The sequence below is a fragment of the Gelidibacter pelagius genome (genome assembly GCF_017581925.1).
GTDB classification, from domain to species: domain Bacteria; phylum Bacteroidota; class Bacteroidia; order Flavobacteriales; family Flavobacteriaceae; genus Gelidibacter; species Gelidibacter pelagius.
The window spans coordinates 1-23083 of sequence record NZ_JAGEVG010000015.1 but is presented as its reverse complement, the minus strand read 5'-3'; the positions used below and the strand labels follow the sequence as shown (position 1 = coordinate 23083).

Sequence of the window (23083 nt, the reverse complement as noted above, 5' to 3'; positions counted from 1 at the left end):
TAAGATAAGAAGTTATGATAAAATTATTTATAGAAAGACCAGTACTTTCAACGGTCGTCTCCATCATCATCGTGATTTTGGGTATTCTTGGTCTTACCACATTGCCTATTACGCAATATCCTGATATTGCGCCTCCAACTATTTCAGTAAACGCCAATTATCCTGGTGCCAACGCTGAAACCATCTTGGAAAGTGTGATCATTCCCATAGAAGAGCAGATTAATGGTGTGGAAGGAATGACTTACATTACGTCTAGTGCTTCCAATACCGGAAGCGCAACAATTACTGTGTTTTTTGATCAGGATGTCGATCCTGATATTGCAGCAGTAAACGTTCAAAACCGTGTAGCTCGTGCTAATTCACAACTCCCACAAGCAGTATTGCAAACCGGTGTGACCACCTCAAAGCAACAAACCAGTGCCTTGATGTTTACATCCTTCTACAGTACCAATCCTGATTATGATGCAACATTTTTACAGAATTACCTAAAAATTAACGTGATTCCGGAATTACAAAGGGTTGATGGTGTTGGTGATGTCAATGTGTTTGGAGCTAAAGATTATGCCATGCGTATTTGGTTACGTCCCGAAAAAATGGCAGCCTATGGCGTGATTCCTACGGATGTTACCGCAGCTTTACGAGAACAAAGTTTAGAAGCGGCAGCAGGATCTTTGGGTGAAAATGATGGAGAGGCATTTAGTTATGTCATCAAATATGGCGGACGTTTTAAAACAGAAGCCCAGTATAGTGACATTATCATTAAAGCCTTGGGCAACGGACAATTTCTGAAGCTCTCCGATGTCGCCGATATTGAATTGGGTGCACAATCGTATGCCGGAGGGTCTATTACAAATGGATTACCCGCAGTAAATATGGGTATATTTCAAACCAAAGGCTCGAATGCTCGTGACATTATTATTGAAATCGAGCAAAAACTGGAAGAGATCAAAGCCGATTTACCTAAAGGTGTCGAAATTTTCATTCCTTATAATACCAATACGTTCTTAAACGCCTCCATTGAAAAAGTGGTCACCACTTTAGCTGAAGCGTTTCTACTGGTGTTCTTGGTAGTATTTATTTTCTTGCAGGATTTCAGATCTACTTTAATTCCTGCCATTGCCGTACCGGTGTCTATTATTGGTACTTTCTTCTTTTTGAATCTTTTTGGATATTCCATCAACCTATTAACACTTTTCGCCTTAGTATTGGCCATTGGTATTGTGGTAGATGATGCCATTGTTGTGGTTGAAGCCGTCCATGCCAAGATTGACGAAGGCGAACCCGATCCTAAAAAGGCAACACATGAAGCCATGCAGGAAATTACTGGTGCCATTGTTTCTATTACCTTGGTCATGGCGGCGGTGTTTGTTCCAGTGACATTTATACAAGGCCCCACAGGAGTTTTCTATGAACAGTTTGGTGTAACGCTTATTGTGGCGATTATTATTTCGGCAGTTAATGCTTTAACCTTGAGTCCGGCGTTATGTGCTTTGTTCTTAAAAGGTCATGACGACAAACAAAATAAAAAGAAGAAAGGCTTTCTTGGACGTTTCTTTGACGGTTTCAACAGAGGTTTCAATGCCACCGTTACCAAATACGGAAAGTCAGTTCATTTTCTATACAGACACAAATGGATTACCGTAGTTGCCCTGCTTATATCGGTAGGTGCTATCTGGTGGTCATCTTCTGTATTGCCAACTGGATTTGTTCCTGATGAAGATAGAGGGATCGTATTCGTGAACATTGAACTTCCTCCAGGATCTTCAATAGACAGAACCCATCAGGTGAATGCCGATTTATATAAAAAACTAATCGAAATTCCTGGAGTCAAAGGGGGATCAATCATCGAGGGAAGTAGCTTTTTGGGAGGTGCAGGTAGCAACTTCGGATTGGGCTTTATCCGTTTGGATGATATGGAAGACCGTCAAGACGAGTCGCTTTCTTCGCAGAGTATTACTGGACAAATGTTTGGTGTAGCTGCACAGATTCCTGAAGCCAACATCATTTTCTTCTCACCACCAAGTATTCCAGGATTCGGAAACTCAGCGGGAATTGAAGTCAACTTATTGGACCGTTCTGGCGGAAGTTTTACAGATTTAGATCAAGTCACTCAGGATTTTGCAGGTAAACTTTCACAACGTCCAGAAATCCAATATGCACAGTCATCATTCAACACCAAATATCCGCAGTATGAGATCGAACTCAATGCAGAGTTGGCTAAAGAATTAGGTGTTCCTATTAGTGATATCTTTTCAACACTTCAAGGATATATTGGAAGTATCTTTGCTGCCGACTTCTCCAGATTTGGTAAACAATATCGTGTTTATGTTCAATCCTTACCTCAAGATCGTGCTCAAGAAAGTGATTTGGGCAAACTTTATGTTCGCACAGGCACAGGAGAAATGACCCCGATTACAACTTTTGTGAACCTTGAAAGAGTGTACGGACCGCAATCGGTAACACGTTTCAACTTATTTAATTCTGTAACTTTAAATGCCGCGATAGCCCCTGGGTATAGTTCAGGTGATGCTATTAAAGCGGTAGACGAGGTGTCTCAAAGTTTACCGGCCAATTATACCACAGCGTATTCTGGACTAACACGTGAGGAAGTCAACGCAGGTAACCAAACGACGACCATTTTTATATTATCGTTAGTGTTTGTTTATTTCTTGTTGGCAGCACAGTATGAAAGTTACTTAATTCCTTTCTCTGTACTGCTATCCTTACCATTGGGTGTTTTTGGAGCGTATTTCACAACGCAGCTTACAGGGTTGCAAAATAATATCTATTTCCAAATTGCATTGATTATGTTACTCGGACTATTGGCGAAGAATGCCATCTTGATCGTGGAGTTTGCACTGCAAAGACGACGTAGAGGAGAATCCATTCTGGCTGCGGCCGTTCATGGAGCTGAAGCCCGTTTACGACCTATTTTGATGACCTCCTTTGCTTTTATTTTCGGACTATCGCCATTGGTATTTGCAAGTGGTGTAGGTGCCGCTGGAAACCGTTCTATCGGTACTGGTGCTGTTGGAGGTGTGTTGATTGGAACTGTCCTTGGTGTCTTTGTCATTCCAATTCTGTTCATGTTTTTCCAATGGTTACAGGAAAAGATTTCAGGAGCACCACAACGTGTTTTAGAACTTGAAGCGGAAAACAATCAACAAACATTAGAACTTAACGACGATCAAAATCATGATAACAATGCTTAAAACTCGCACATTAAAATATATGGTCATGCTGACCGTTTCAGCATTCACCCTTCAAAGTTGTTTTGTAGCAAAAGACTATGACCGACCACAGATTGAAGAGACACAGAATTTGTACCGTACGGATGCTTTACCAACAGACAGTCTTTCCATGGCTGATCTGTCTTGGAAAGAATTGTTCACCGACCCTTATTTGGTTCAATATATTGAGCTAGGCCTTCAAAACAACATCGACATCCGCGTTGCCATTCAACAAGTGTTGGCTGCAGAAGCCTATGTAAAACAAGGAAAAGCAGGTTATTTGCCAACCATTAGTGCTGGCGCCAACGCCACGAGATCTTACATTTCTAAAAATGGCCAACAAGGTGCTTTGTTAAATGGCGGTAAAGACCATATGGATCAATTCCAGTTATCTGGAAACCTTTCCTGGGAAGCTGACATTTGGGGCAAGATAAGAAGTAACCATCGCGCGACTGAAGCTGATTATTTAAGAACCGTGGCAGCACACCAAGCAGTAAAATCACGTTTGGTAGCTGACATTGCAGCGACATATTACCAATTGATGGCTTTGGATTCACAATTGGAGATCACCAAAAGAAGCGTTATGGTCAGAGATAGTAGTGTGAGCACTATTCAAGCTTTAAAAGATGCAGGGAATGTCAATCAGGTAGCGGTAGATCAAAATATTGCACAGTACAATAATGCCAGAGCATTGCAAGTGGATTTGGAGACGGCTATTTTTCAGACAGAAAACGTTTTGAGCATATTATTGGGACAACAACCTCAACAGTATGCGCGTAATGTTCTGGACGAACAAAAGTTACAAACGGACTTAAAATTGGGTGTTCCAACAACTTTGTTGAGCAACAGACCTGATGTTATAGCCGCAGAATACAACTTGGTTAGGGCTTTTGAATTGACCAATGTAGCACGAAGCAATTTTTATCCATCGCTAACAATTTCAGCGACTGGAGGTTTTCAAAGTTTAGAATTGGATCAAATATTGAATACCAATTCATTGTTTGCCAACCTTGTTGGTGGATTGGCACAGCCTATCTTCAACCAGCGTAAAATCAGAACCCAAAAAGAAGTTTCTGAAGCACAGCAAGAACAAGCCTTATTAGAATTCAAACGTTCTTTATTGATTGCTGGAAATGAAGTATCCAATGCTTTATATGCCTATAACGCCGAGACAGAGAAGTTTGAATATCGAACCTTAGAAGTGGAAGCCTTGAGAAACGCCGAGCGAAATTCTGATGAATTATTGAAAAACGGTTTTGCCAATTACTTGGACCTATTGACCGCAAGACAAAGCGCCTTAAGCGCTGAATTGAGTGTTATTGACAGTAAGTTGCAACAGTTATTGTCTATCGTTGATTTATACGAAGCGCTTGGTGGTGGTTGGAAATAATATGAAATAGACATATTCCCAAACCATAGTTTTTTTAAAAAAGAAGGCTTTTAATACCTAAGGTATTTTAAGCCTTCTTTCTTTTCATATAAAAAAATATTATCCAAAACAGATTATATAGTTACGCGAGTTTAAGGCTACATTTACAGTAGTTTTATAGTCTTAAGAGACTTGAATAGAAATTTGTAGTTATTTCAACCTCGCTTCTACTATTCACAGATCAATTTTCAGTGATGAACTATTTTTATAGTTGTATTACTATAAAAATAGTTGTAGGTTTGCTTTTCTATGATTCTATTAACTAACTTATGAAAAAATAAACCCCCAACTTTTCTAAATGAAAACCAACTTTTTATTTGTTCTTCTTTCTTTTTACTATTTAAGCAGTTTTGCCCAAATAGAAATTACCGGAAAAATCATAGATTCCGAAACAGAAAAAACCTTGGGAAGCACTTCTATAGTGGTTTCTCCAAAAGGAAAATCCAATATTCTTGGGTATGCAATTTCTGATAGTGAAGGAAAATTCAAAATTAAAATAACACCTACTGTCGATAGTCTGAGCATTAAAGTTTCCTCTCTTGCCTATACTACTTTTAAGAAAGAAATTCTCGCAAGAAATCAGGATTTAACGATTTCATTAGAGCCTGCTGTAGAAACTCTTGATGAAATCTTTCTAAGAAAGCCGCCAATCCGACAGCGTGGCGACACTTTAGTTTTTGATCCCGCAGCTTTTAAAAGCAATAAGGACAGAAGTATTCAAGATGTTTTATCAAAAATGCCGGGAATTGACATTGATCCCAGTGGCGCAATTAAATATCAAGGAAAACCGATTAACAAATTTTATGTCGAAGGTTTAGATTTAATGGGCGGTCAATACGGAATGGTCAGCAATAATTTAAATGCAGATAAAGTGAGTGCCGTTGAAATATTAGAAAATCATCAACCTTTAAAAGTTTTGGACAGCTTAATACCTTCGGAACAAGCGGCTATCAATATAAAATTAAAAAACAAAGTTACAGTTTCGGGAAACATCGAAATGGGTTTGGGTGCTGCTCCTACTTTGTATTTTGGAAAGCTCAGCCCAATGCTTTTTACGAAGAATTTTCAAACCTTGGTCACCTATCAAGCCAATAATAATGGCACGGATATCACACAGGATTTTTCAAGCTTTTCCTATTCCGCCTTTAGGTTTGGAAGAAATGCTGAAGCCAAAAAAGATTGGTTTTCATTAGCTTCCGTAAATCCTCCTCCATTTTCACAGAAACGCTGGTTGAACAATCAGGCGCAAGCGATTTCGGCCAATGCGCTATTTAAAAATGAAAAGGAAGTTGAGTTTAAAGTCAATGCTTCCTATATCAACAACTTGATAAAAAAAGAAGGTGGCAATCTCACAACATACTTTTTACCAGAAGGAAATACGACTATTGAAAATGTGACACAAAACAATTTCCGAGATGAATCATTGGATGTTTCCTTAAGTATTGAACGCAATAAGGACAAGAATTTCTTTAAGGAAAGTTTGAGTTTTAAGAAAGAATGGGATCGTGGTTCGGCTTTTCTAACCGAAAATCAAGATCCTCAGTATCAAAGTTTAAGTACGCCTTTTACGGATTTAAAAAACAATTTTGAAATCATATTTCCTTTCAGAAAACAATTGATCACTTTTAATTCCAATATCCAATACAATGAAACCCCTCAAGACTTGAGGATCAGTCCAGGTGTTTTTACAGAAATCCTTTCTCCCAATGAACCAATAGATCAAGTAGATCAGCAACTGTTCTATAAAAATTTTGTTGCAAATCATTCTTTGGATTTTACGAAAAGGTTTGGGAGCTTCAGTTTGAGTTTACAACCGGGCCTAGATTTTAAACTTCAAAATATGCACTCTCAAATTCTATTGGATGGCATTCTGCATTCGGATATAGATTTTAAAAACGATATGAAATGGCGAGAAGTTTCAACTTATGCGCGCACAGGATTAAATTATCGAACAGATAAGTTAACAGTTTCCTTAAGATTGCCTTTTGAGATCACCCATTACGACATTGACGATCAAATTTCAAATGAAAATCAAACCGAAAATGCATTTACTTTAAATCCATCATTATGGAGCGAATATAAGTTCTGGAACTATTGGAAAACTAATGCAAGTGCACGATACAGTAAAAATTACGGACCCTTAATCGAAATGTATTCGGGATATTTACTATCACATTATCGCAATTTGGCCAGACATAATGTGCCGTTAATGGAGACATCTTCACAATCCTTTTCTTTCGGGTTGGAATATAGAAATCCTATCAATACGTGGTTTGGCCGAATTAACTATTCATATTCCGATGGCAAAAACGATCAAATTTTCAATATGATTACCCAGCCAAATGGTTCAACCGTATTGGAAGCTTTGGACTTGGTCAATAGAAATAATCGGAAGTCAATTGGCGCTTCCGCCAGTAAATTGATTTTACCAATCAAAACCACGTTTAAATTAAGCTCAGATTATACCCACAGCAACCGTGATATACTTTTGAACAGTGAACTGATGAAAAACACTACGGAAACTTGGCAAAACAGCATTAATCTTAACGGCGATTTTGTAAATTGGATGACCGTAGAGTATGATGGAAGTGTCCGATTAAGCCAAACAGAAAACAAAATACAAGACCTACGCAAAGTCTGGACCCAAAATCATAAACTCGGACTGTATTTCTACTTCTTAAAAAATCATACCCTGAGTTTTTCAGGAGAATGGGTACAGTCAAAATTAGAAAACGATTCTTGGGATGATTTCTTTGGTGATATTTTATACCGATTTACACTTTCGGAAAAACGAAAAATTGATTTTGAATTGTCCTTGATCAATGTGTTTAACAAAAAAATCTATCAAAATATTTCTGTCGGAAACTATACGATTTCCGAATCCAATTATATGTTGCGCCCACGACAGATAATGGCGAAAGTCCGAATTCCTTTGTAAAATATATTTAATTCCAAATAACTATGAAACCATTTATTTTAAGTTTAGTGCTTCTATTTTTAGTAAAAACAAGTGTTTTTGCCCAAGAAGAATATGCTACAGATTACAAGGTACATTATGAATTGGTCTTTCATATTGATTCGTTGAATTTGGATCAAAAGGATACTTCCAACCTATATTTATTTACCAACCCTGAATTTGGCGTATTTGTAAATCAAAGCCGCGTGGAAGCCGATGAGCGGTTGGAAAAAATAAGACAAAGACTTGGTGCAAACGTTCAAGTTAAAATCAGTACCAACTCCAACAAGAGTCAAGATTTAAACAAAGTAGTTTTTACGAATCACCAAAGTGGAGAGGTCAAAGTGCTTCAGAATCTTGGTGATAAAGATTATGTTTATATTGAACCTGCAAAAATGGATACTTGGGAAATCAATGAAGACACCAAGGAATTTATGGGTTATACAGTACAAAAAGCAACCATAGATTTTGCCGGAAGATCTTATGAAGCGTGGTTTACCATGGAAATCCCTATTCCAAATGGCCCTTATGTTTTTCATGGACTTCCAGGATTAATTGTTGAACTTCATGACACCCATAATCATTATCATTTTACAATGTTAGGACTTGAAAAATTAGAAACACCAAAAATTTGGACATTGCCAAAAGCCGAAGAATCTTCCAAAGAAAAAATCAATCAGATACAAAAAAGACTTAATGATAATGCTTTAAGCGGATCTGATTATCAATATATGATGGGAAAAACCCCTGGAGTTAGCGGTAGCATCACAGTAGCAGATGGGCAAGCAGCAACAATGAATCTTAAAAATAGATCAGGACAGGACATTTCAAAAGAGGATTTGAAAAGAATGTTCAAGTCCAACCTTGACAACAAGAATAACCCAATTGAGTTGGAGTAATACTCTACTTACTTTTTATTGAAAACAAAAACCTCGATGAAAGCCCAGAAGATATGAGCAAGAAATTGTCTTATCGTTCGAGGCCAACCTCGGAGTATTAAACCCCACTGGTGGAAACAAAAAACTGAAATACTATGAAACTATCTGATTTGATTGCCCTTTTTTTATGTATCACAACTAACAACGTTTTTGCCCAAAATGAATATCCTACTGAATATGAAGTTCAGTATGAAGTTGCCTTTAGTCTTGATTCCACCAATTTGGAAAACAGAGCTATAGAAACACTTTATTTATTTACTGGTCCAAAATATGGTGTTTTTATGAGTTATAAAGAAGCCTTTAAGGAGGAGATTAGGGCCAATTTAGAACATCAACTTAAAACCACGGGAGAGCTTAAAATTTCCAAAGAAATGACTTCCAGTTTTCCAAAACTATTTTATAAAGATCATCAAAACTCCCAAGTATGGACCCATGAAAAAATTGACCGAAAACTCTATAGTTATCAAGAACCCAACATTCCTTTAGAGTGGAAAATAGAAGAAGATTCTAAAGAAATCATGGGGTACGCCGCTCAAAAAGCCACCACACATTTTGCTGGAAGAGATTATATAGCTTGGTTTACTTTAGAAGTTCCAATTCCTGATGGCCCCTATCTCTTCTCTGGTTTACCTGGGCTAATCATTGAACTTTATGATACTGAAGATCATTATCATTTCACTTTGAAATCAATGAGCAAGATGGAAGAGGTCAGAGTTTTTGAATTTGCAAATTCTGAAGATATTGCAAAAACCGATTTCTTGGAACTAAAAGAAAAAGCACTTAAAAATAGAGATCACACTATTTTTAATCAAGGAAATATTCAGATAAGCCTAAGTACAAGTCCACAAATGAGTCAAGAGAGCAAAATGAAAAATCAAGGATTGAAAAGAAAAATTAAAGAAAACCAGGCACGAAAAAATAATTTAATCGAGAGATTTTAGTATTGGTTTTATAGATTTTTCATCAGTCTTGTCTAAACTATTTTCAAATATGGCATTTCTCATCTAGCCTATACATTATTGAATCTTGAAAATCAATACAGCACTGACCTATTTTTGATTTTTGTCATGAACTCAGAGATAGTTATAAAAAAAAGGAAGACTTAGGTAACTGGGGCTTCCTTTTTTAGTCGAATTGAAGTTTTCAAGAATAAACAACCCGACCACTAAGATGTTCTATAGTTTAAGCAAGGTCTTTTTCAGAATACTTATTAATCGTTTTCAATTCCTCCTTTTTGTTTTTCCTTTCCTGTTCGATATCATAATCGTTTTGGATACCGAGCCAGAACTTCGCAGAATTTCCAAAATACTTACTTAATCTTAAGGCTGTATCCGCGGTAATTCTTCTATTACCTTTTATGATTTCAGAAATTCGAGTCTGTGGAACTTTTAGATCCTTCGAAAGTCGATATACCGTAATTTCAAGAGGTTCAAGAAATTCAAAATGCAAAATTTCTCCCGGATGCACATTATCTAATTTTTCCATTTTCTATTTTTCTATTGATAATCAATGATTTCAACCTGACTTGCATTTCCTTGGTTCCAAATAAAAATAATTCTCCATTGTTTGTTAATCCTAATACTATAAAATTCGCTCAATTTCCCACTAAACTTTTCCATTCTGTTTGACGGCGGAATTCTTAAGTCGTTCAGATCCTGTGAATTATTGAGCATTCTTAATTTTCGACGTCCAATGTTCTGAATATCAATGGGCATTTTTTTAACACGAATACCTTTCCAAATTTGGTCGGTTTCTTTAGAACCAAATGATACAATCATACTTTATGCGTTACTAACGTTAAAGGTAGCAAATAAACTTGATATTTAATGAAAATCCTTTTCTATAGGATGACATCACGTTCGTCAAAAACTCTTATTCGTAATAAAATAGTAACTTTGCCGTTCAATTAAAAAGATCCCTGCCTTCGCAGGGAGTAGGCATGAAAAAAGATATCCAAATCCCGAAAGTTGAAGGCGTATATTTAGCCATTGTCAATGAGTATAATGACATTTACAAAACCCACGATTGGAACGCCTATATCATTAATGACAAGGACGTCGATTTAGATATTGTTTTGATTGTTACCAGTGGTTATTCTGAAAATAAAATGACATCTATCTTTCGGAAAAAACTGGATGTTCTTCCTAAGAGAAGTTATGCAAAAATTGAGTTGATTCAAGAAGAACTATTCGCCTTAAACAACGAATTTAAAGTGACTTTTTTTCAGGGGAATACCATGTTTGAAAAAAACTTTCTCTTCAGAAAGAATAGCATTAACGAAAAAGCCTTTCAGAAAATCCCCTTGATGGAGACAAAAGGGGTTTTGGTTAAATAGAACGTGGAGGACGCTAATTATAGCAGATGTTCACAGATTATATCCATTGTCTAAGTTATTCTCGATAGACTTATCTGGAATTTGGAGTTTTTTATTTGAAGGTTTCATCAATTCTCTGTACACGATTTGTCTTGCTTGAAACAATTACATTGTTACCCAGAGATTAATAGAGCTTCACCGAGAGTAATGGGTGAAAAGTTTGTTTTGAACAACTTTCTGAACCTTTGTGTAATAGCTTTTTATAAATACTCAAAAAACGTTCCTTTAAGCGAATAAATTTGGTTGTATTGGACACAAATTATACTAATACCGCAAAACTTAAAGTTGTCTTTAATTTATAAAACAGATAGTCGAGATTTAAATGAATTTCACGAATTGTAGCACACGAATTTACCCATCATTTTATAAATACTCTGCGCCTCCTGCGCCTTTGCGAGAAAATCTTACAGCCTCCAGCTTCGCGCTTCCAACCTCGTGCTTCCAGCGCCACTTCTAATCCAACTTCTCTGTCAATTTCTGAAATATCCTTTTTGGATCCTTACCTTCATATAAAATCGCATAAACTGCAGTAATGATAGGTAGCTTATCTTTTCTTTCATTTTTTTCAATAAGATCGTAAGCACTTTTTGTGGCATAGTAACCCTCAGCCACCATGTTCATTTCCATTTGTGCGGATTTAACGGTGTAACCCTTACCAATCATATTTCCGAACATTCTATTTCGGGAAAATAGCGAATACCCAGTGACCAACAAGTCGCCTAAGTAAGCCGAATCATTGATGTTGCGTTTCATCTTATGTCGTTTTTTAATAAAACGTTTCATTTCGCGTATGGCATTACTCATCAATACACTTTGAAAATTATCACCATAACCCAATCCGTGTGCAATACCTGCGGCTATGGCATAAATATTTTTGAGCATAACGGCGTACTCTATGCCTATCACATCATCACTCGTAGAGGTTTTAATATAATTACTTGATAAAGCGTTGGCAATTTGCTTGGCCTTTTCTTCATCAGCACAAGCAATCGTTAGATAAGATAAACGTTCCAATGCCACTTCTTCCGCATGGCAAGGGCCTGAAATGACCGCTATATTCTCATAAGAAACACTATAGACATCATGAAAATGTTCGCCCACCAATTTTCCCGTTTCAGGCATGATGCCCTTGACGGCAGACACGATGGTTTTATCTTTTAAATCAACCTTAAGTTTTAGCAATTCGTCGTAAATAAAGGCCGATGGAATTACAAAAATCAACACATCAGCATAGTCTGCCATCTCATTGATGTCATTACTAATCTTCAATTGTGAGGTCTTAAACTCAACCGAGCTCAAATAACTTGGATTGTGCTGTTCCTTCAGCAAGTGTTCCTTAATGTAAACACTTCGCATATACCAACCTACTTCATCAAGATTTTCGCAAAGCATTTTAACAATCGCTGTGGCCCAGCTTCCTGATCCAAAAACGGCATATTTTATTGGTGTACTCATAAATATATTAAAGTTGATGCAGTTCAAAAATACATAAAATATAGCGGTTATTACATTTCAAAATCAACCGAAAATAAATTTTTGGCACGTGTTTTGAATTCTACCCATTATAATCTTTAAAATGTTGGATTGTTAAAAATGTAAAGTGTTTACAATTTGTTTTGCTAATTTCAACGAACTGTCGACAAACAGATCAAACCAATATTTTAAAATAAACCTGAACGGATGAAAACTCTAAAATTACTTTTCGGATTTGCCTTAGCTGCAACCATATTGACGTCTTGCAGTACAAATACTGTTCATGAAGAGCCGGCCATTTCATTGAATCAATTATTAGGTTCTTATGATCTGTGGTATGTTGATATCAATCAAACAGCAGGTTATGGAGAAACACCTTTTCTACAAATTGCATTTACACTCTCTTTTAAAAATGGTGTATTGTTCGCCAATAATAATTTAGTTGGTTTTGGACCTAATGGCCAAGGCAACGGTTACGGAATAGACGTTGGAGAGTATGATGCCTACGAAATGACTTTAGATGTGTACCATGATCTTGATGGCTATCAAACATTTGATGTTTATCAAGTAGATTTTGACACCATAGAGTTGTACAATCCTTTTAATGATACCTCGTATTTTTTACATGGGTATCAAAAATCAGCCTTTGATTACGACTTCGTGTTTTATGATAATATCCACTTTTTCTTGCAAGAATATAACGCTTGGGAAAAAACCTATACCAGTCAAATGGGTGCCTTAAATGAATTTGACAGCGAAAATTACTTACAGTTTTTAGCCGGTGGAAATGATTCTGAATTTAGAAGTTCGCAAGACTACAACATCTCTAATCCCAACGACATTTATTGGGATTATACTGGGGTTTATGGCGTGGGTAATATAACCGGAAATACGCACCTCAAAACATTAACATTAGATTATGATTATTTTGATAATGAATTCTTCGAATTGAGCGTTCTTAATGATCAAGTGATAAAGCTTTACCATGCGAATTCCGGTACAACCTATGAATTTACAGGACGTGGCTACATCCAATATATGAGGAATGCCGAAGCTAAAGGTGTTGAAAACGATGGCAAGACAAAATCATCTGAGATACTAAAAAAACGTAAGCAGAAAACTGCGAAAAAAGATAACCCTCGGGTAAATAAAAGAAACTAAATTTTGGTTGGTTATTTAGTTTCTGGAAACGCTCATCTGATTCATTTCAGATGAGCGTTCTCTTTTTATTTAATAATATATTGATAAGACACACCATAAGGTTTCAATTAGTTGTTGTAAATTACCTATCAAATCATTAACTCTTAAAAACTTAAAATTATATGGGACTATTTTCATTTATTAAAAATGCCGGAGCCAAGGTCTTTGGTGTCGGGAAAACTGATACGGAAGAAAAAGCACAAGCACAAGTTGCTGCAAATAAAAAAGCAGCTGCAGACGAACTTAAAGCAAAAGAAGCAGGAGCCAGAAAACTCGAAGAAACAATAAAGGACTTAAAACTTGAGGTTGAGGATCTAAAAATCAAAATTGATGATGACATGGCTATTGTAACAGGTCAGGCTCATGACCAATCTACCAAAGAAAAAGTAGTTTTGGTGATTGGCAACACCAACGGAATTGCATCAGTAGACGACCAGATGAGTGTTGAGCACGCCGAACCTGAAGCGCAGTTCCATACGGTCATTAAAGGTGATACCTTAGGAAAAATAGCCAAAAAATATTATGGAAACGCTATGAAGTATCCACTAATATTTGATGCCAATAAACCTATGTTGACTGATCCTGATAAAATATACCCGGGACAAGTTTTGAGAATTCCCAGTTTGGCATAAGACAAAAAAATAGGCTGTTTTTTTCAAAACAGCCTATTTTTTTACAAGTCATTTAAAAGGGCTTGTAACTCTTCTAAACTATCCGGTTTTGCAATAATTTTTTTGTTCTTATCCAAAATAAAGTAGGTAGGTGTACTTTCTACACCATATTCACCGCTCACAAATCGTCTTGGCCATGCTCTATCAATAACATGAATAAAGTTAGGGTACTTAAGGATTTCTCTATCCCAGGCAACATCTTCCCCTTGTGTACCATAAGCAATCACTTTTAATGTTTTGGCATCTAGTTGATCAACCGTTTTTCTGACTTCAGGTAATTGCTCCAAACAATGTGAACAGCCACTATTCCAAAAAATAAGCAGATAATTATCGGCCATGTTTAGGCCATGTAATGTTGTTGCAATGTTTTTGCCATCAACTTCTGAATGAATAGGGAAATCTATTGCTGTCGCCCCCACCGAATTATTTTTAAAAATGGTCAATACTTTAACCAACATCGTATTGTCGGCTTCCTTTGCGAGCGCTAATAAATAGGTATCGGAAATATAATTAGCGACGCTATCTACTTCTATTTGCACCATATTAGACCATATTGCTTGCAACAATGCCATCTTTATTTCTGAATTGTCCTCTCCAATATAATTGACCAGATTATCAATTTGGCGCTTATAGAAATCTTCGGTGGCATCTGCCGACATTCCAAAAATATATGCCCTCACCCGATCGGTTAAAAACTCCGAACTCTGCAACAACGGATTGCCAAAATCAACATTGGCGAGATACGTCTCCTTCAGGTTTTTGGAATAGGTGGAAATATCTTCATAAGTTTCAGGAATATAAGGCTTATTCGCTTTGATAAATACCGAAGCCATGGTACCTTTTGAAGCCAGTTCAAAAGCATCCTGAGTTTCTTTCAGGGTTTTAAAGATGTCCTTAAAAGCCGCTTCATCGCCACTTTTATGTGTATAAAAATTGCTGATGGCTCTGTTGATCATTTCAATGCTATTGGTATAGGATGCCCATAATTTATTTTCATTGGACTCCTTAAACTCTAAACCTTCAGTCAAACTAAAATGCAACACGACATCTTCCTTTCCATTATAGATCAAGTCAAAATTGTTAGTTTCTTGTGGCACGCCATAGACTATTTTATAAATTCCTGCAGTCTCTGCCGTATCCAATTCAATTTTGAATTGGCCTTTTTCGCCTACTTTAGCTCTATCAACATATTCTGCACCTGTCGGACTTGATTTATATAGAAAAGCGTAGGTAAAATCTTCCACTGGCGAAAAGGTGCCTTCAATTGAATGCTGTGCCATCAAAAAGGATGGCAAAAATGTTAAAAGTATAATCAGTTTTCTCATGCGATAGCTATTTTTATTTTTTATAAATCTACTAATCCCGAAGCTTCTGGATTTAAAATTTTAGTGCTTCAATAATCAAGCCGCTATAGGCTTCAGTGCTGTTAAGGCTTGGTTAACCGTTTTAATATGTTCAAAGGTAAGCAATAAACGCAGTCCTGTCCGGGTTTGCTTTTCTTTCATTCTTCCCCCACCTGGTTGGGTTTGGACGTACTCAATCACTTTATTAAATTTAGCACTTTGATAAAACGCGCTTTGTTGATCGCTAATAAAATAGCCTATCAACCTCCCCTGTTTCATCACTACTTTTTCCAAGCCAATTTTTGTAGCAACCCATTTGATACGGACGCTGTTTAATAAATCAACAACTTGTTTTGGCATTTCACCAAAGCGATCGATGATATCGGTTTCAAACTTTCGAAGTTCCTCTTCCGTTTTGATCTCATTCAGTTTGGTATATAGATTCAAACGCTCCGCAATATTATTCACATAATCATCAGGAAATAACAATTCAAAATCCGTATCGATGGTGATGTCCTTGACATAATCTCTTTCTATATGGTCATCTTGATACAAATCCTTGAATTCATTTTCCTTTAATTCCTCTATGGCTTCATTTAATATTTTTTGATAGGTGTCAAAGCCTATATCATTGATAAATCCACTTTGTTCACCACCGAGCAAATCGCCTGCACCTCTAATTTCCAAATCTTTCATGGCAATATTGAAACCACTTCCCAGTTCCGTGAATTGTTCCAGAGCGGTGATTCGCTTTCGTGCATCATCGGTCATGGCCGAATATTCTGGGGTGATAAAATAACAAAAGGCCTTTTTATTGCTTCGACCCACTCGACCGCGCATTTGGTGCAAATCACTCAAGCCAAAATTGTTCGCATTATTGATGAAAATGGTATTGGCATTGGCAACGTCCAAACCACTTTCTACAATAGTGGTACTGACTAAAACATCAAATTCACCATTCATAAAGCCTAACATTAATTGCTCTAATTTTTTACCTTCCAATTGCCCATGTCCAATGCCAATTTTAGCATCGGGTACCAAACGCTGGATCATGCCGGCAACTTCCTTAATGTTTTCTATCCGATTATGGATAAAGAACACTTGTCCTCCACGTTGGATCTCATATATCACCGCATCGCGGATGGTTTCCTCACTAAATCGGATGACATGACTTTCTATCGGGTACCGATTGGGAGGTGGCGTTGTAATGACAGATAAATCACGCGCCGCCATCAAACTAAACTGTAGAGTTCTTGGGATGGGCGTCGCAGTTAAAGTCAATACGTCCACATTATCTTTGAGAGTTTTTAATTTCTCTTTGACGGCCACCCCAAATTTCTGCTCCTCATCAACTATTAAAAGTCCTAAATCCTTAAATTTTACATTTTTGTTGACCAATTGATGGGTTCCGATGATGATATCCAAATTGCCGCTTTCAAGGCGCTCCAGCGTGTCCCGTTTTTCCTTTGCGGTTCTAAATCGGTTGAGATAATCCACGGTTACCGGAAAATCTTTTAATCGTTCTGTAAAGGTTCTGGAATGTTGATAGGCTAAAACGGTGGTTGGCACTAAAATAGCCACTTGTTTGCCATTATCCACAGCTTTAAAGGCTGCTCTCACAGCGACTTCCGTTTTACCAAAGCCCACATCACCGCAGATCAATCGATCCATGGGACGTTCGCTTTCCATATCCGATTTTATATCGGCGGTAGCTGTACTTTGATCTGGTGTGTCTTCATAAATGAAAGAAGCTTCCAACTCCATCTGCATGCCGCTATCGACATTATATTGATAACCTTTTTCCAATTTGCGTTTGGCGTACAGCTGAATCAAATTAAAGGCTATTTCCTTAACTCTTGTTTTGGTCTTCTGTTTTAATTTTTTCCAAGCATTACTACCCAGTTTGTATATTTTTGGTGGCTTGCCATCCTTACCATTAAATTTGGATATTTTATGTAAAGAATGGATGCTCAAATAAAGAACATCACGTTCGCCATAAATCAATTTGATGGCTTCTTGCATCTTACCTTCAACATCAATCTTCTGCAAGCCTCCAAACCGTCCAATCCCATGGTCAATATGAGTGACATAATCGCCGATATCAAGGTTGGTCAATTCTTTTAATGTAATGGCCTGCTTTTTTGCGTAGCCATTTTTAAGATGGAATTTATGGTAGCGTTCAAAGATTTGGTGATCAGTATAACACGTTATCTTGTTCTCGTGATCAATAAATCCTTGATACAAAGACAAGACAATAGTTTTGTAATGCACGCCAAGTTCCAATGCTCTATGGCGCTCCGTACTGACATCTTCAAAAATATCATGAAAACGCTTGGCCTGTTGCTCGCTTGCACATGCAATAAAATTGGTATAGCCTTTATCGTGATAAGTGTTTAAATTTTCAATCAGTAGATCAAATTGCTTATTGAACGACGGTTGCGGCGTAGTATGAAACTCGACCAATTCCTTGCTCAACACCGACGAAGAACCAAATTCGACCAAAGTAAATTCAAGTAGTTGTCTTTTTAAAAATTCTGAACTGCAGAACAATTCTTCCGGAGAAGCTCGTCTAATTTCTTGGGAAAGGGATTTAAAAGCCTCTTCAGCCTTTCCATAAAAATCATCAATTCTCGAAAATAGCAAATCTAAGCTTTTAGTAAAAACGATCGTCTTTGAAGCAATATATTTCAAGAAGCTTTCACGAGTCTCATCCGAAAATTTGTTTTCAACATTGGGAATGACGTTGATCTTTTTAATTTTTTCGGTGGATAATTGTGTTTCGACATCAAAGGTTCTGATGCTATCCACTTCATCACCAAAAAACTCAATCCGGTAGGGTTCGTCGTTGGAGAATGAAAATACGTCTACAATTCCGCCACGGACCGAAAACTCGCCTGGTTCCGTTACAAAATCCACCCGCTTGAATTGATATTCAAAAAGCACCTCGTTTACAAAATCAATAGAGAGATTATCATTTACAGAGATTTTTAAGGTATTGCGCTCCAACTCCTTTCGGGTCACAACTTTCTCAAAGAGTGCATCAGGATAGGTGACAATTATCGCCGGTTTTTTACGACTATTGATTCGGTTTAAAACCTCTGCACGCAAAAGTACGTTGGCATTATCTGTTTCTTCAATTTGATAGGGTCTTCTGTAGCTCCCTGGATAAAAAAGTACATCCTTATCGTTGATCAACAACTCTAAATCATTAAGATAAAAAGCAGCTTCTTCTTTATCATTAAAAACCAGTAAAAAGGGGGATTCGGAGGTCTTGAAAGTTTCAGATATTACGAAACTTAAGGAAGACCCAATCAGTCCTTTCAAATGCGTTTTACTTTGATTTATGGCAATAGCAGCTTGCAGATTCTGCGTTTGCAAAGTCTGTGCATAAGCTTGCGAGAGATGTGATTTACTCAAGGCAATTTATTTTAAGCAAATATAAAGGTTAGAAGTTATATGTGCCATATTACCACTGTGAATTTAATCTTAAAATAAATCGATAAACCATCTCCTGATCTTCTTCGAGAAAGAAGAGAATAGGTCACTATTTTTCATTATATTTTTTTAGGTCATTAATAAAAAAAATATGTAGTTTTGAAGGTCACAAAACGTGGCGATTAAAACAAAACAAGTATGTCAATTTCAGATTTATTCGATAGCGGATTTAAAAAGCGTAATGAAGACCATTTTGCTTCAATTGTTAGACTAGCCATGGATGATGGTGTTATAACCGACGATGAGAAAGCGTTTTTAGATCGCTTGGCTCACAGTTTGGATATTAGCGAAGGAGAATATAAAAACATCCTTAAGAATTACCAGTCACATCCCATAAATCCTCCAACATCTTATGACCGACGTTTAGAGCGTTTATTTGATTTGGCGCGCATGGTGCACGTAGACCACATCCAAGGGGATGGGGAAGAGGTGTTGTTGAAGAAAATTGCTATTGGATTAGGTTTTAGAACGCATAATGTAAAGTATATTGTGGACAAAGCTTTAACCTTGGTTGCCAATGGTGTTGATATCGATACTTTTATTGATGAAATGAAAAACATGAATAGATAAATCAGAGCAAAGACCGCTTCACTTTTAGTCCCGAAAGCTATCGGGAAAAGAATCAAGACTTGATTTCTGATCCATAAAAATCAGCTTTCATTGTTTATAACGTCTATAGTCGATTAAAGTTCTAATAATTACAACTACATCCCATTGAAATAAGTCCTTACAAAAAAATAAAACCAGAGTTTATAGCTCTGGTTTTTTTATGAATTGGAATTAATAATGATTTGTTAGAACCAAGTATTCCACGGAATTTTTGCCAAGACACAAATAAGAGCCAAGGTGTAAAAAATGGCCAACATTTTGAATTTTGGCACCGAAGTCAATTTCTTTTTGTGCTTTGAATAACCGATAGTAATTAAAACAACGGCTATGATCATCATTAGAGGATGTTCTACAACATTCGATCTCATGACACTATTGCCCATGATTTCCTTCATACCCGCCCCGGAAATCACGTTAAGATAAGCAAAGAGGAGAACGATACCTAAAAGCAGTTGAATATGTGACACAATAAGGGTAAACAAAGAAATTCTAAAATCCAAAGGATGGAACTCCTTCTTTCCAAAATATTTAAACAAAGCGTTTAAAGTAGCTATTACAATCAATAATAGGGTCAAATAGGCCCAATAGGAGTGCAACATTTTTACTGTTTCGTACATGGTTTTTTGTTTGAAAGGTTAAAAACAAAAATAGTCATTTTATATATTGATTTGGATGCATTATTCCGAAATTTCGATCCAACGCTTACTTTCATTGCCAAATGCATCTACTACCGTAATCACATGTTTCCCCTGTTTTGGCTGCATGGCGAATTCATGGATGTCTGTGGTGCTACCTAAATAACGTTCATCCAGATACCAAAATACTAAAGTTTCGGGTTTGGAATGCGCCACTTTCAATATCAAATCATTGGTTTGTCCGTCAAAATCCTTAGGTAAAAAAATGGTATTGTTTTCCTTCGGATATATGAATTCCATAACAACAGTGTTCTCCCCCAAACAATCCTCTCGAAATGGCGGCAGTGGTTTGTAGAACGGATTTTGGGCTTTGTAATAATATTCCATAAGTGGCGGCAATACAAACCACGATTTATGAACCATATTATTCAAGTCTTCACAAGAAGAATTGACTTGGTATTGCTCATTCTTGTCCAAGTGTACCAAGATGTGATAAGGACAGGGGGCCGTTTTTAATCCAGCCAATTGGATAAATTTTGGTTCTTTGTTTTCACAATTTGGAGAGGCTCGATGACCCGATTGTGAACAGATCTCAACCTCCTGCATTTCGTCGTAAGGCTTGGTGAACCAATCACTTTTGGGCAGGACATCAAACACATCAAACAAAATTGGTGCGGCGGTCTGTACCCCGACCAACCCTGGTCGGCCTTCGCCATCTGCATTTCCAATCCAAACCCCTACCACATAATCTTTTGTAGTACCGATGGCCCAAGCATCCCTGAAACCAAAACTCGTACCTGTTTTCCAGGCAATCTGTTTGGAACTGTCGTAAAATTCCCAGTTTTCATTGCCTTCAGGTCGGTTCACTTCTTTCAAACTTTCAAAGGTCAAATAAATGGAAGCCGCATCGAATAAGGTTTTATCAGAGGTTCTTTTGCCAAAGTCAATTGTTTGATCTGCTAAAAATGTAGGTTCACAGAATTCATTGCTGAAGTATTCGCTGGAGGTCTCGCTAAAATGATTTAGCGTTGATGATAAGGCTGCGTAGCTTTTGCATAAATCCCACAGATTACTTTCTGCCCCGCCAAGAATGAGCGATAACCCATAATGATTGGCATTGTATTGCAAGTCCTTTAACTGCAATGCTTTTAAATAATGATGAAACCGATCCAATCCAAATTCCTGCAACATCCTTACCGACGGCACATTCAATGAACGTGACAAGGCACGACTTGCAGGAACCGCCCCATCATATTGTTTGTCATAATTCTCAGGATTATAACTTCCGTATTGTGTGGGAACGTCAGCTAACAAAGTATTGGGCAATAGATCTCCGGCATCCAACATGGCGGCATACAAAAACGGTTTTAATATACTGCCAGTACTTCTTGGTTTGTCAATCACATCCACGTCTTTCTCGTGTTCCTTATCTGTTGGTGTATTGCCAACGTACGCTAAGACTTTACGGGTTTTGACATCCAACACCAAAACCGCTGCATTGTAAATTTCGTTCTGCTTTAAATTGTTATAGTGGTTATAAACAATTCTATTGACTTGCTCCTGAATCGGCTTTCTGACCGTGGTCTGAACATAGTTCCCAAAATGCGTTTGAGTCACTTTTTGAAGTAAGTGCGGTGCAATTTGTGGCAACGGATACGGTTTTTGAGGCAATCCTTCAGCTATTGACAATTGATAGGTGAGGGTATCGATAACGCCCTGTGACATCAATTTTTCCAATAACCGATTACGTTTCTTGAACAGCTGCTCTTGGTTTTTTCCGGGATAGATCAAACTTGGTGCATTTGGTAAAACGGCTAAAGTGGCGCTTTCTGCCCAAGATAATTGTGAGGCATCTCTATTAAAATATCGCCATGAGGCCGCATCCAATCCCACGACATTCCCTCCAAAAGGCGCATTGCTACTGTAATAGGAGAGAATTTTTTCTTTGGAAGCTCTAAATTCCAATCGGGTGGCGAAAATAATCTCTTTAATTTTTTCAAAATAGGTTCGAGACTGGCCTTTTCGGGAGAGACGGATAACTTGTTGTGTGATGGTACTGCCGCCTCTCTTAACGCCTCCAGAACTTAAGTTTTGCCTTAAAGCCTTAAAAATAGACACTGGATTGAATCCTGGATGCTGAAAAAAATAGGCATCTTCAAACTGAAGAATACAGATTTTGAATTTTTCTGGGACGGTATCGTTTTGAGGAAATCGCCATTGCCCATCTTCGGCAATCATGGCTCCTAAAAGTTCGTTGTTAGAGCTTGTAATGACCGTTGCCGTCGGCTCTTTAAACAATTGCCTTGGTAAACAAAAATAATACACCACCACTACTATAAAAATAATGGCAGACTTAAATTTGTGGCGTTTTATGTAGGTTAGTAGTTTGTTCATGGTTAAAGACCTCACAGGTTTTTGAAACCTGTGAGGTCTAAGTGTGATTTTTATTTTAATTTTTTGTTAGGATTTAACCCTTCCGACTTTAAGCTCTATTCTGAGCTTAAAGCCATCCCGAAAAAAATCGGGACAAGCTCTTCCCTTTAAAAGGGAAGGAAGTTTTTGATTCGGCATTATTTAAAAATATACGCCTCATTTCAAATCTAATCATAATCTAAACTTCTCCTCCTTTTTAAGAAGGAGTGGATTCATCACGAGAATCGGGATGAAGACGAGGTGGTTGTTCTCATGCAAAATTCCGTTTTATTTCATTTAGCAAGCTTTCCAAATTTT

Annotated in this window: 16 protein-coding genes; 9 read left to right on the top strand and 7 right to left on the bottom strand. The window is 37.2% G+C overall.

All coding sequences use genetic code 11. The features are described 5' to 3' along the window. Nucleotides 1–14: 14 nt before the first annotated feature. From J4051_RS13075 to J4051_RS13055, 5 genes are all read left to right on the top strand, one after another. Complete coding sequence (locus J4051_RS13075) at nt 15–3212, top strand: efflux RND transporter permease subunit (protein ID WP_208234327.1); 3198 nt, start codon at nt 15–17, stop codon at nt 3210–3212. Then, nucleotides 3196–4620 carry an efflux transporter outer membrane subunit gene (locus tag J4051_RS13070; protein WP_208234326.1) on the top strand — a complete coding sequence of 475 codons (1425 nt, stop codon included), beginning with the start codon at nt 3196–3198 and terminating at the stop codon, nt 4618–4620. Before J4051_RS13075 ends, J4051_RS13070 begins: the two co-directional genes overlap by 17 nt. A gap of 337 nt (nt 4621–4957) precedes the next feature. Next, nucleotides 4958–7597, top strand: coding sequence for a TonB-dependent receptor (locus J4051_RS13065; protein ID WP_208234325.1), 2640 nt, complete (start codon nt 4958–4960; stop codon nt 7595–7597). 23 nt (nt 7598–7620) lie between these two features. Next, nucleotides 7621–8514 (top strand): GLPGLI family protein, encoded by an 894-nt coding sequence (locus tag J4051_RS13060; RefSeq protein WP_208234324.1) that lies wholly within the window; start codon nt 7621–7623, stop codon nt 8512–8514. A gap of 134 nt (nt 8515–8648) precedes the next feature. Next, on the top strand, nt 8649–9494 hold the full coding sequence (locus J4051_RS13055; protein WP_208234323.1) for a GLPGLI family protein: 846 nt from the start codon (nt 8649–8651) through the stop codon (nt 9492–9494). Nucleotides 9495–9735: 241 nt separating this feature from the next. Here the strand turns inward: J4051_RS13055 and J4051_RS13050 are convergent, their stop codons facing one another. Continuing rightward, nucleotides 9736–10038, bottom strand: coding sequence for a HigA family addiction module antitoxin (locus J4051_RS13050; protein ID WP_208234322.1), 303 nt, complete (start codon nt 10036–10038; stop codon nt 9736–9738). Between the two features lie 11 nt (nt 10039–10049). Beyond that, nucleotides 10050–10331, bottom strand: coding sequence for a type II toxin-antitoxin system RelE/ParE family toxin (locus J4051_RS13045; RefSeq protein ID WP_208234321.1), 282 nt, complete (start codon nt 10329–10331; stop codon nt 10050–10052). A 161-nt stretch (nt 10332–10492) separates the two neighbouring features. On the opposite strand from J4051_RS13045, the gene J4051_RS13040 reads away from it, so the two are divergent. Then, nucleotides 10493–10888: a hypothetical protein gene (locus tag J4051_RS13040; protein WP_208234320.1), complete on the top strand. Its 396-nt coding sequence runs from the start codon at nt 10493–10495 to the stop codon at nt 10886–10888. A 492-nt stretch (nt 10889–11380) separates the two neighbouring features. On the opposite strand, the gene J4051_RS13035 is transcribed toward J4051_RS13040, so the two are convergent. Continuing rightward, a complete protein-coding gene (locus J4051_RS13035; protein WP_208234319.1) occupies nt 11381–12382 on the bottom strand; it encodes an NAD(P)H-dependent glycerol-3-phosphate dehydrogenase in 1002 nt (333 codons plus the stop codon). A gap of 225 nt (nt 12383–12607) precedes the next feature. On the opposite strand from J4051_RS13035, the gene J4051_RS13030 reads away from it, so the two are divergent. Both J4051_RS13030 and lysM read left to right on the top strand, forming a co-directional pair. Next, the gene (locus J4051_RS13030; protein ID WP_208234318.1) at nt 12608–13561 is read left to right on the top strand and encodes a nicotinic acid mononucleotide adenyltransferase; all 954 of its coding nucleotides are present in this window, start codon (nt 12608–12610) and stop codon (nt 13559–13561) included. 161 nt (nt 13562–13722) lie between these two features. Next, entirely contained in the window at nt 13723–14232 is a 510-nt protein-coding gene (gene lysM, locus J4051_RS13025; protein WP_208234317.1) for a peptidoglycan-binding protein LysM, read from the top strand. A gap of 41 nt (nt 14233–14273) precedes the next feature. Here lysM and J4051_RS13020 read toward each other — a convergent pair whose 3' ends face one another. Both J4051_RS13020 and mfd read right to left on the bottom strand, forming a co-directional pair. Next, the gene (locus J4051_RS13020) at nt 14274–15596 is read right to left on the bottom strand and encodes a TlpA family protein disulfide reductase (protein ID WP_208234316.1); all 1323 of its coding nucleotides are present in this window, start codon (nt 15594–15596) and stop codon (nt 14274–14276) included. Nucleotides 15597–15671: 75 nt separating this feature from the next. Next, nucleotides 15672–19031 (bottom strand): transcription-repair coupling factor, encoded by a 3360-nt coding sequence (gene mfd / locus J4051_RS13015; RefSeq protein WP_208234315.1) that lies wholly within the window; start codon nt 19029–19031, stop codon nt 15672–15674. Nucleotides 19032–19247: 216 nt separating this feature from the next. On the opposite strand from mfd, the gene J4051_RS13010 reads away from it, so the two are divergent. Further along, entirely contained in the window at nt 19248–19679 is a 432-nt protein-coding gene (locus J4051_RS13010; protein ID WP_208234314.1) for a tellurite resistance TerB family protein, read from the top strand. Nucleotides 19680–19903: 224 nt separating this feature from the next. On the opposite strand, the gene J4051_RS13005 is transcribed toward J4051_RS13010, so the two are convergent. Both J4051_RS13005 and pbpC read right to left on the bottom strand, forming a co-directional pair. Beyond that, a complete protein-coding gene (locus J4051_RS13005) occupies nt 19904–20335 on the bottom strand; it encodes a hypothetical protein (protein ID WP_208234313.1) in 432 nt (143 codons plus the stop codon). A 60-nt stretch (nt 20336–20395) separates the two neighbouring features. Then, nucleotides 20396–22747, bottom strand: coding sequence for a penicillin-binding protein 1C (gene pbpC, locus J4051_RS13000; RefSeq protein WP_208234312.1), 2352 nt, complete (start codon nt 22745–22747; stop codon nt 20396–20398). Nucleotides 22748–23083: the final 336 nt, after the last annotated feature.

What these genes read in the sequence shown, in the direction of transcription:
- J4051_RS13075 (WP_208234327.1), top strand. Translation starts at nt 15, where the DNA reads ATGATAAAATTATTTATAGAAAGACCAGTACTTTCAACGGTCGTCTCC.
- J4051_RS13070 (WP_208234326.1), top strand. Translation starts at nt 3,196, where the DNA reads ATGATAACAATGCTTAAAACTCGCACATTAAAATATATGGTCATGCTG.
- J4051_RS13065 (WP_208234325.1), top strand. Translation starts at nt 4,958, where the DNA reads ATGAAAACCAACTTTTTATTTGTTCTTCTTTCTTTTTACTATTTAAGC.
- J4051_RS13060 (WP_208234324.1), top strand. Translation starts at nt 7,621, where the DNA reads ATGAAACCATTTATTTTAAGTTTAGTGCTTCTATTTTTAGTAAAAACA.
- J4051_RS13055 (WP_208234323.1), top strand. Translation starts at nt 8,649, where the DNA reads ATGAAACTATCTGATTTGATTGCCCTTTTTTTATGTATCACAACTAAC.
- J4051_RS13050 (WP_208234322.1), bottom strand. Translation starts at nt 10,038, where the DNA reads ATGGAAAAATTAGATAATGTGCATCCGGGAGAAATTTTGCATTTTGAA.
- J4051_RS13045 (WP_208234321.1), bottom strand. Translation starts at nt 10,331, where the DNA reads ATGATTGTATCATTTGGTTCTAAAGAAACCGACCAAATTTGGAAAGGT.
- J4051_RS13040 (WP_208234320.1), top strand. Translation starts at nt 10,493, where the DNA reads ATGAAAAAAGATATCCAAATCCCGAAAGTTGAAGGCGTATATTTAGCC.
- J4051_RS13035 (WP_208234319.1), bottom strand. Translation starts at nt 12,382, where the DNA reads ATGAGTACACCAATAAAATATGCCGTTTTTGGATCAGGAAGCTGGGCC.
- J4051_RS13030 (WP_208234318.1), top strand. Translation starts at nt 12,608, where the DNA reads ATGAAAACTCTAAAATTACTTTTCGGATTTGCCTTAGCTGCAACCATA.
- lysM (WP_208234317.1), top strand. Translation starts at nt 13,723, where the DNA reads ATGGGACTATTTTCATTTATTAAAAATGCCGGAGCCAAGGTCTTTGGT.
- J4051_RS13020 (WP_208234316.1), bottom strand. Translation starts at nt 15,596, where the DNA reads ATGAGAAAACTGATTATACTTTTAACATTTTTGCCATCCTTTTTGATG.
- J4051_RS13010 (WP_208234314.1), top strand. Translation starts at nt 19,248, where the DNA reads ATGTCAATTTCAGATTTATTCGATAGCGGATTTAAAAAGCGTAATGAA.
- J4051_RS13005 (WP_208234313.1), bottom strand. Translation starts at nt 20,335, where the DNA reads ATGTACGAAACAGTAAAAATGTTGCACTCCTATTGGGCCTATTTGACC.
- pbpC (WP_208234312.1), bottom strand. Translation starts at nt 22,747, where the DNA reads ATGAACAAACTACTAACCTACATAAAACGCCACAAATTTAAGTCTGCC.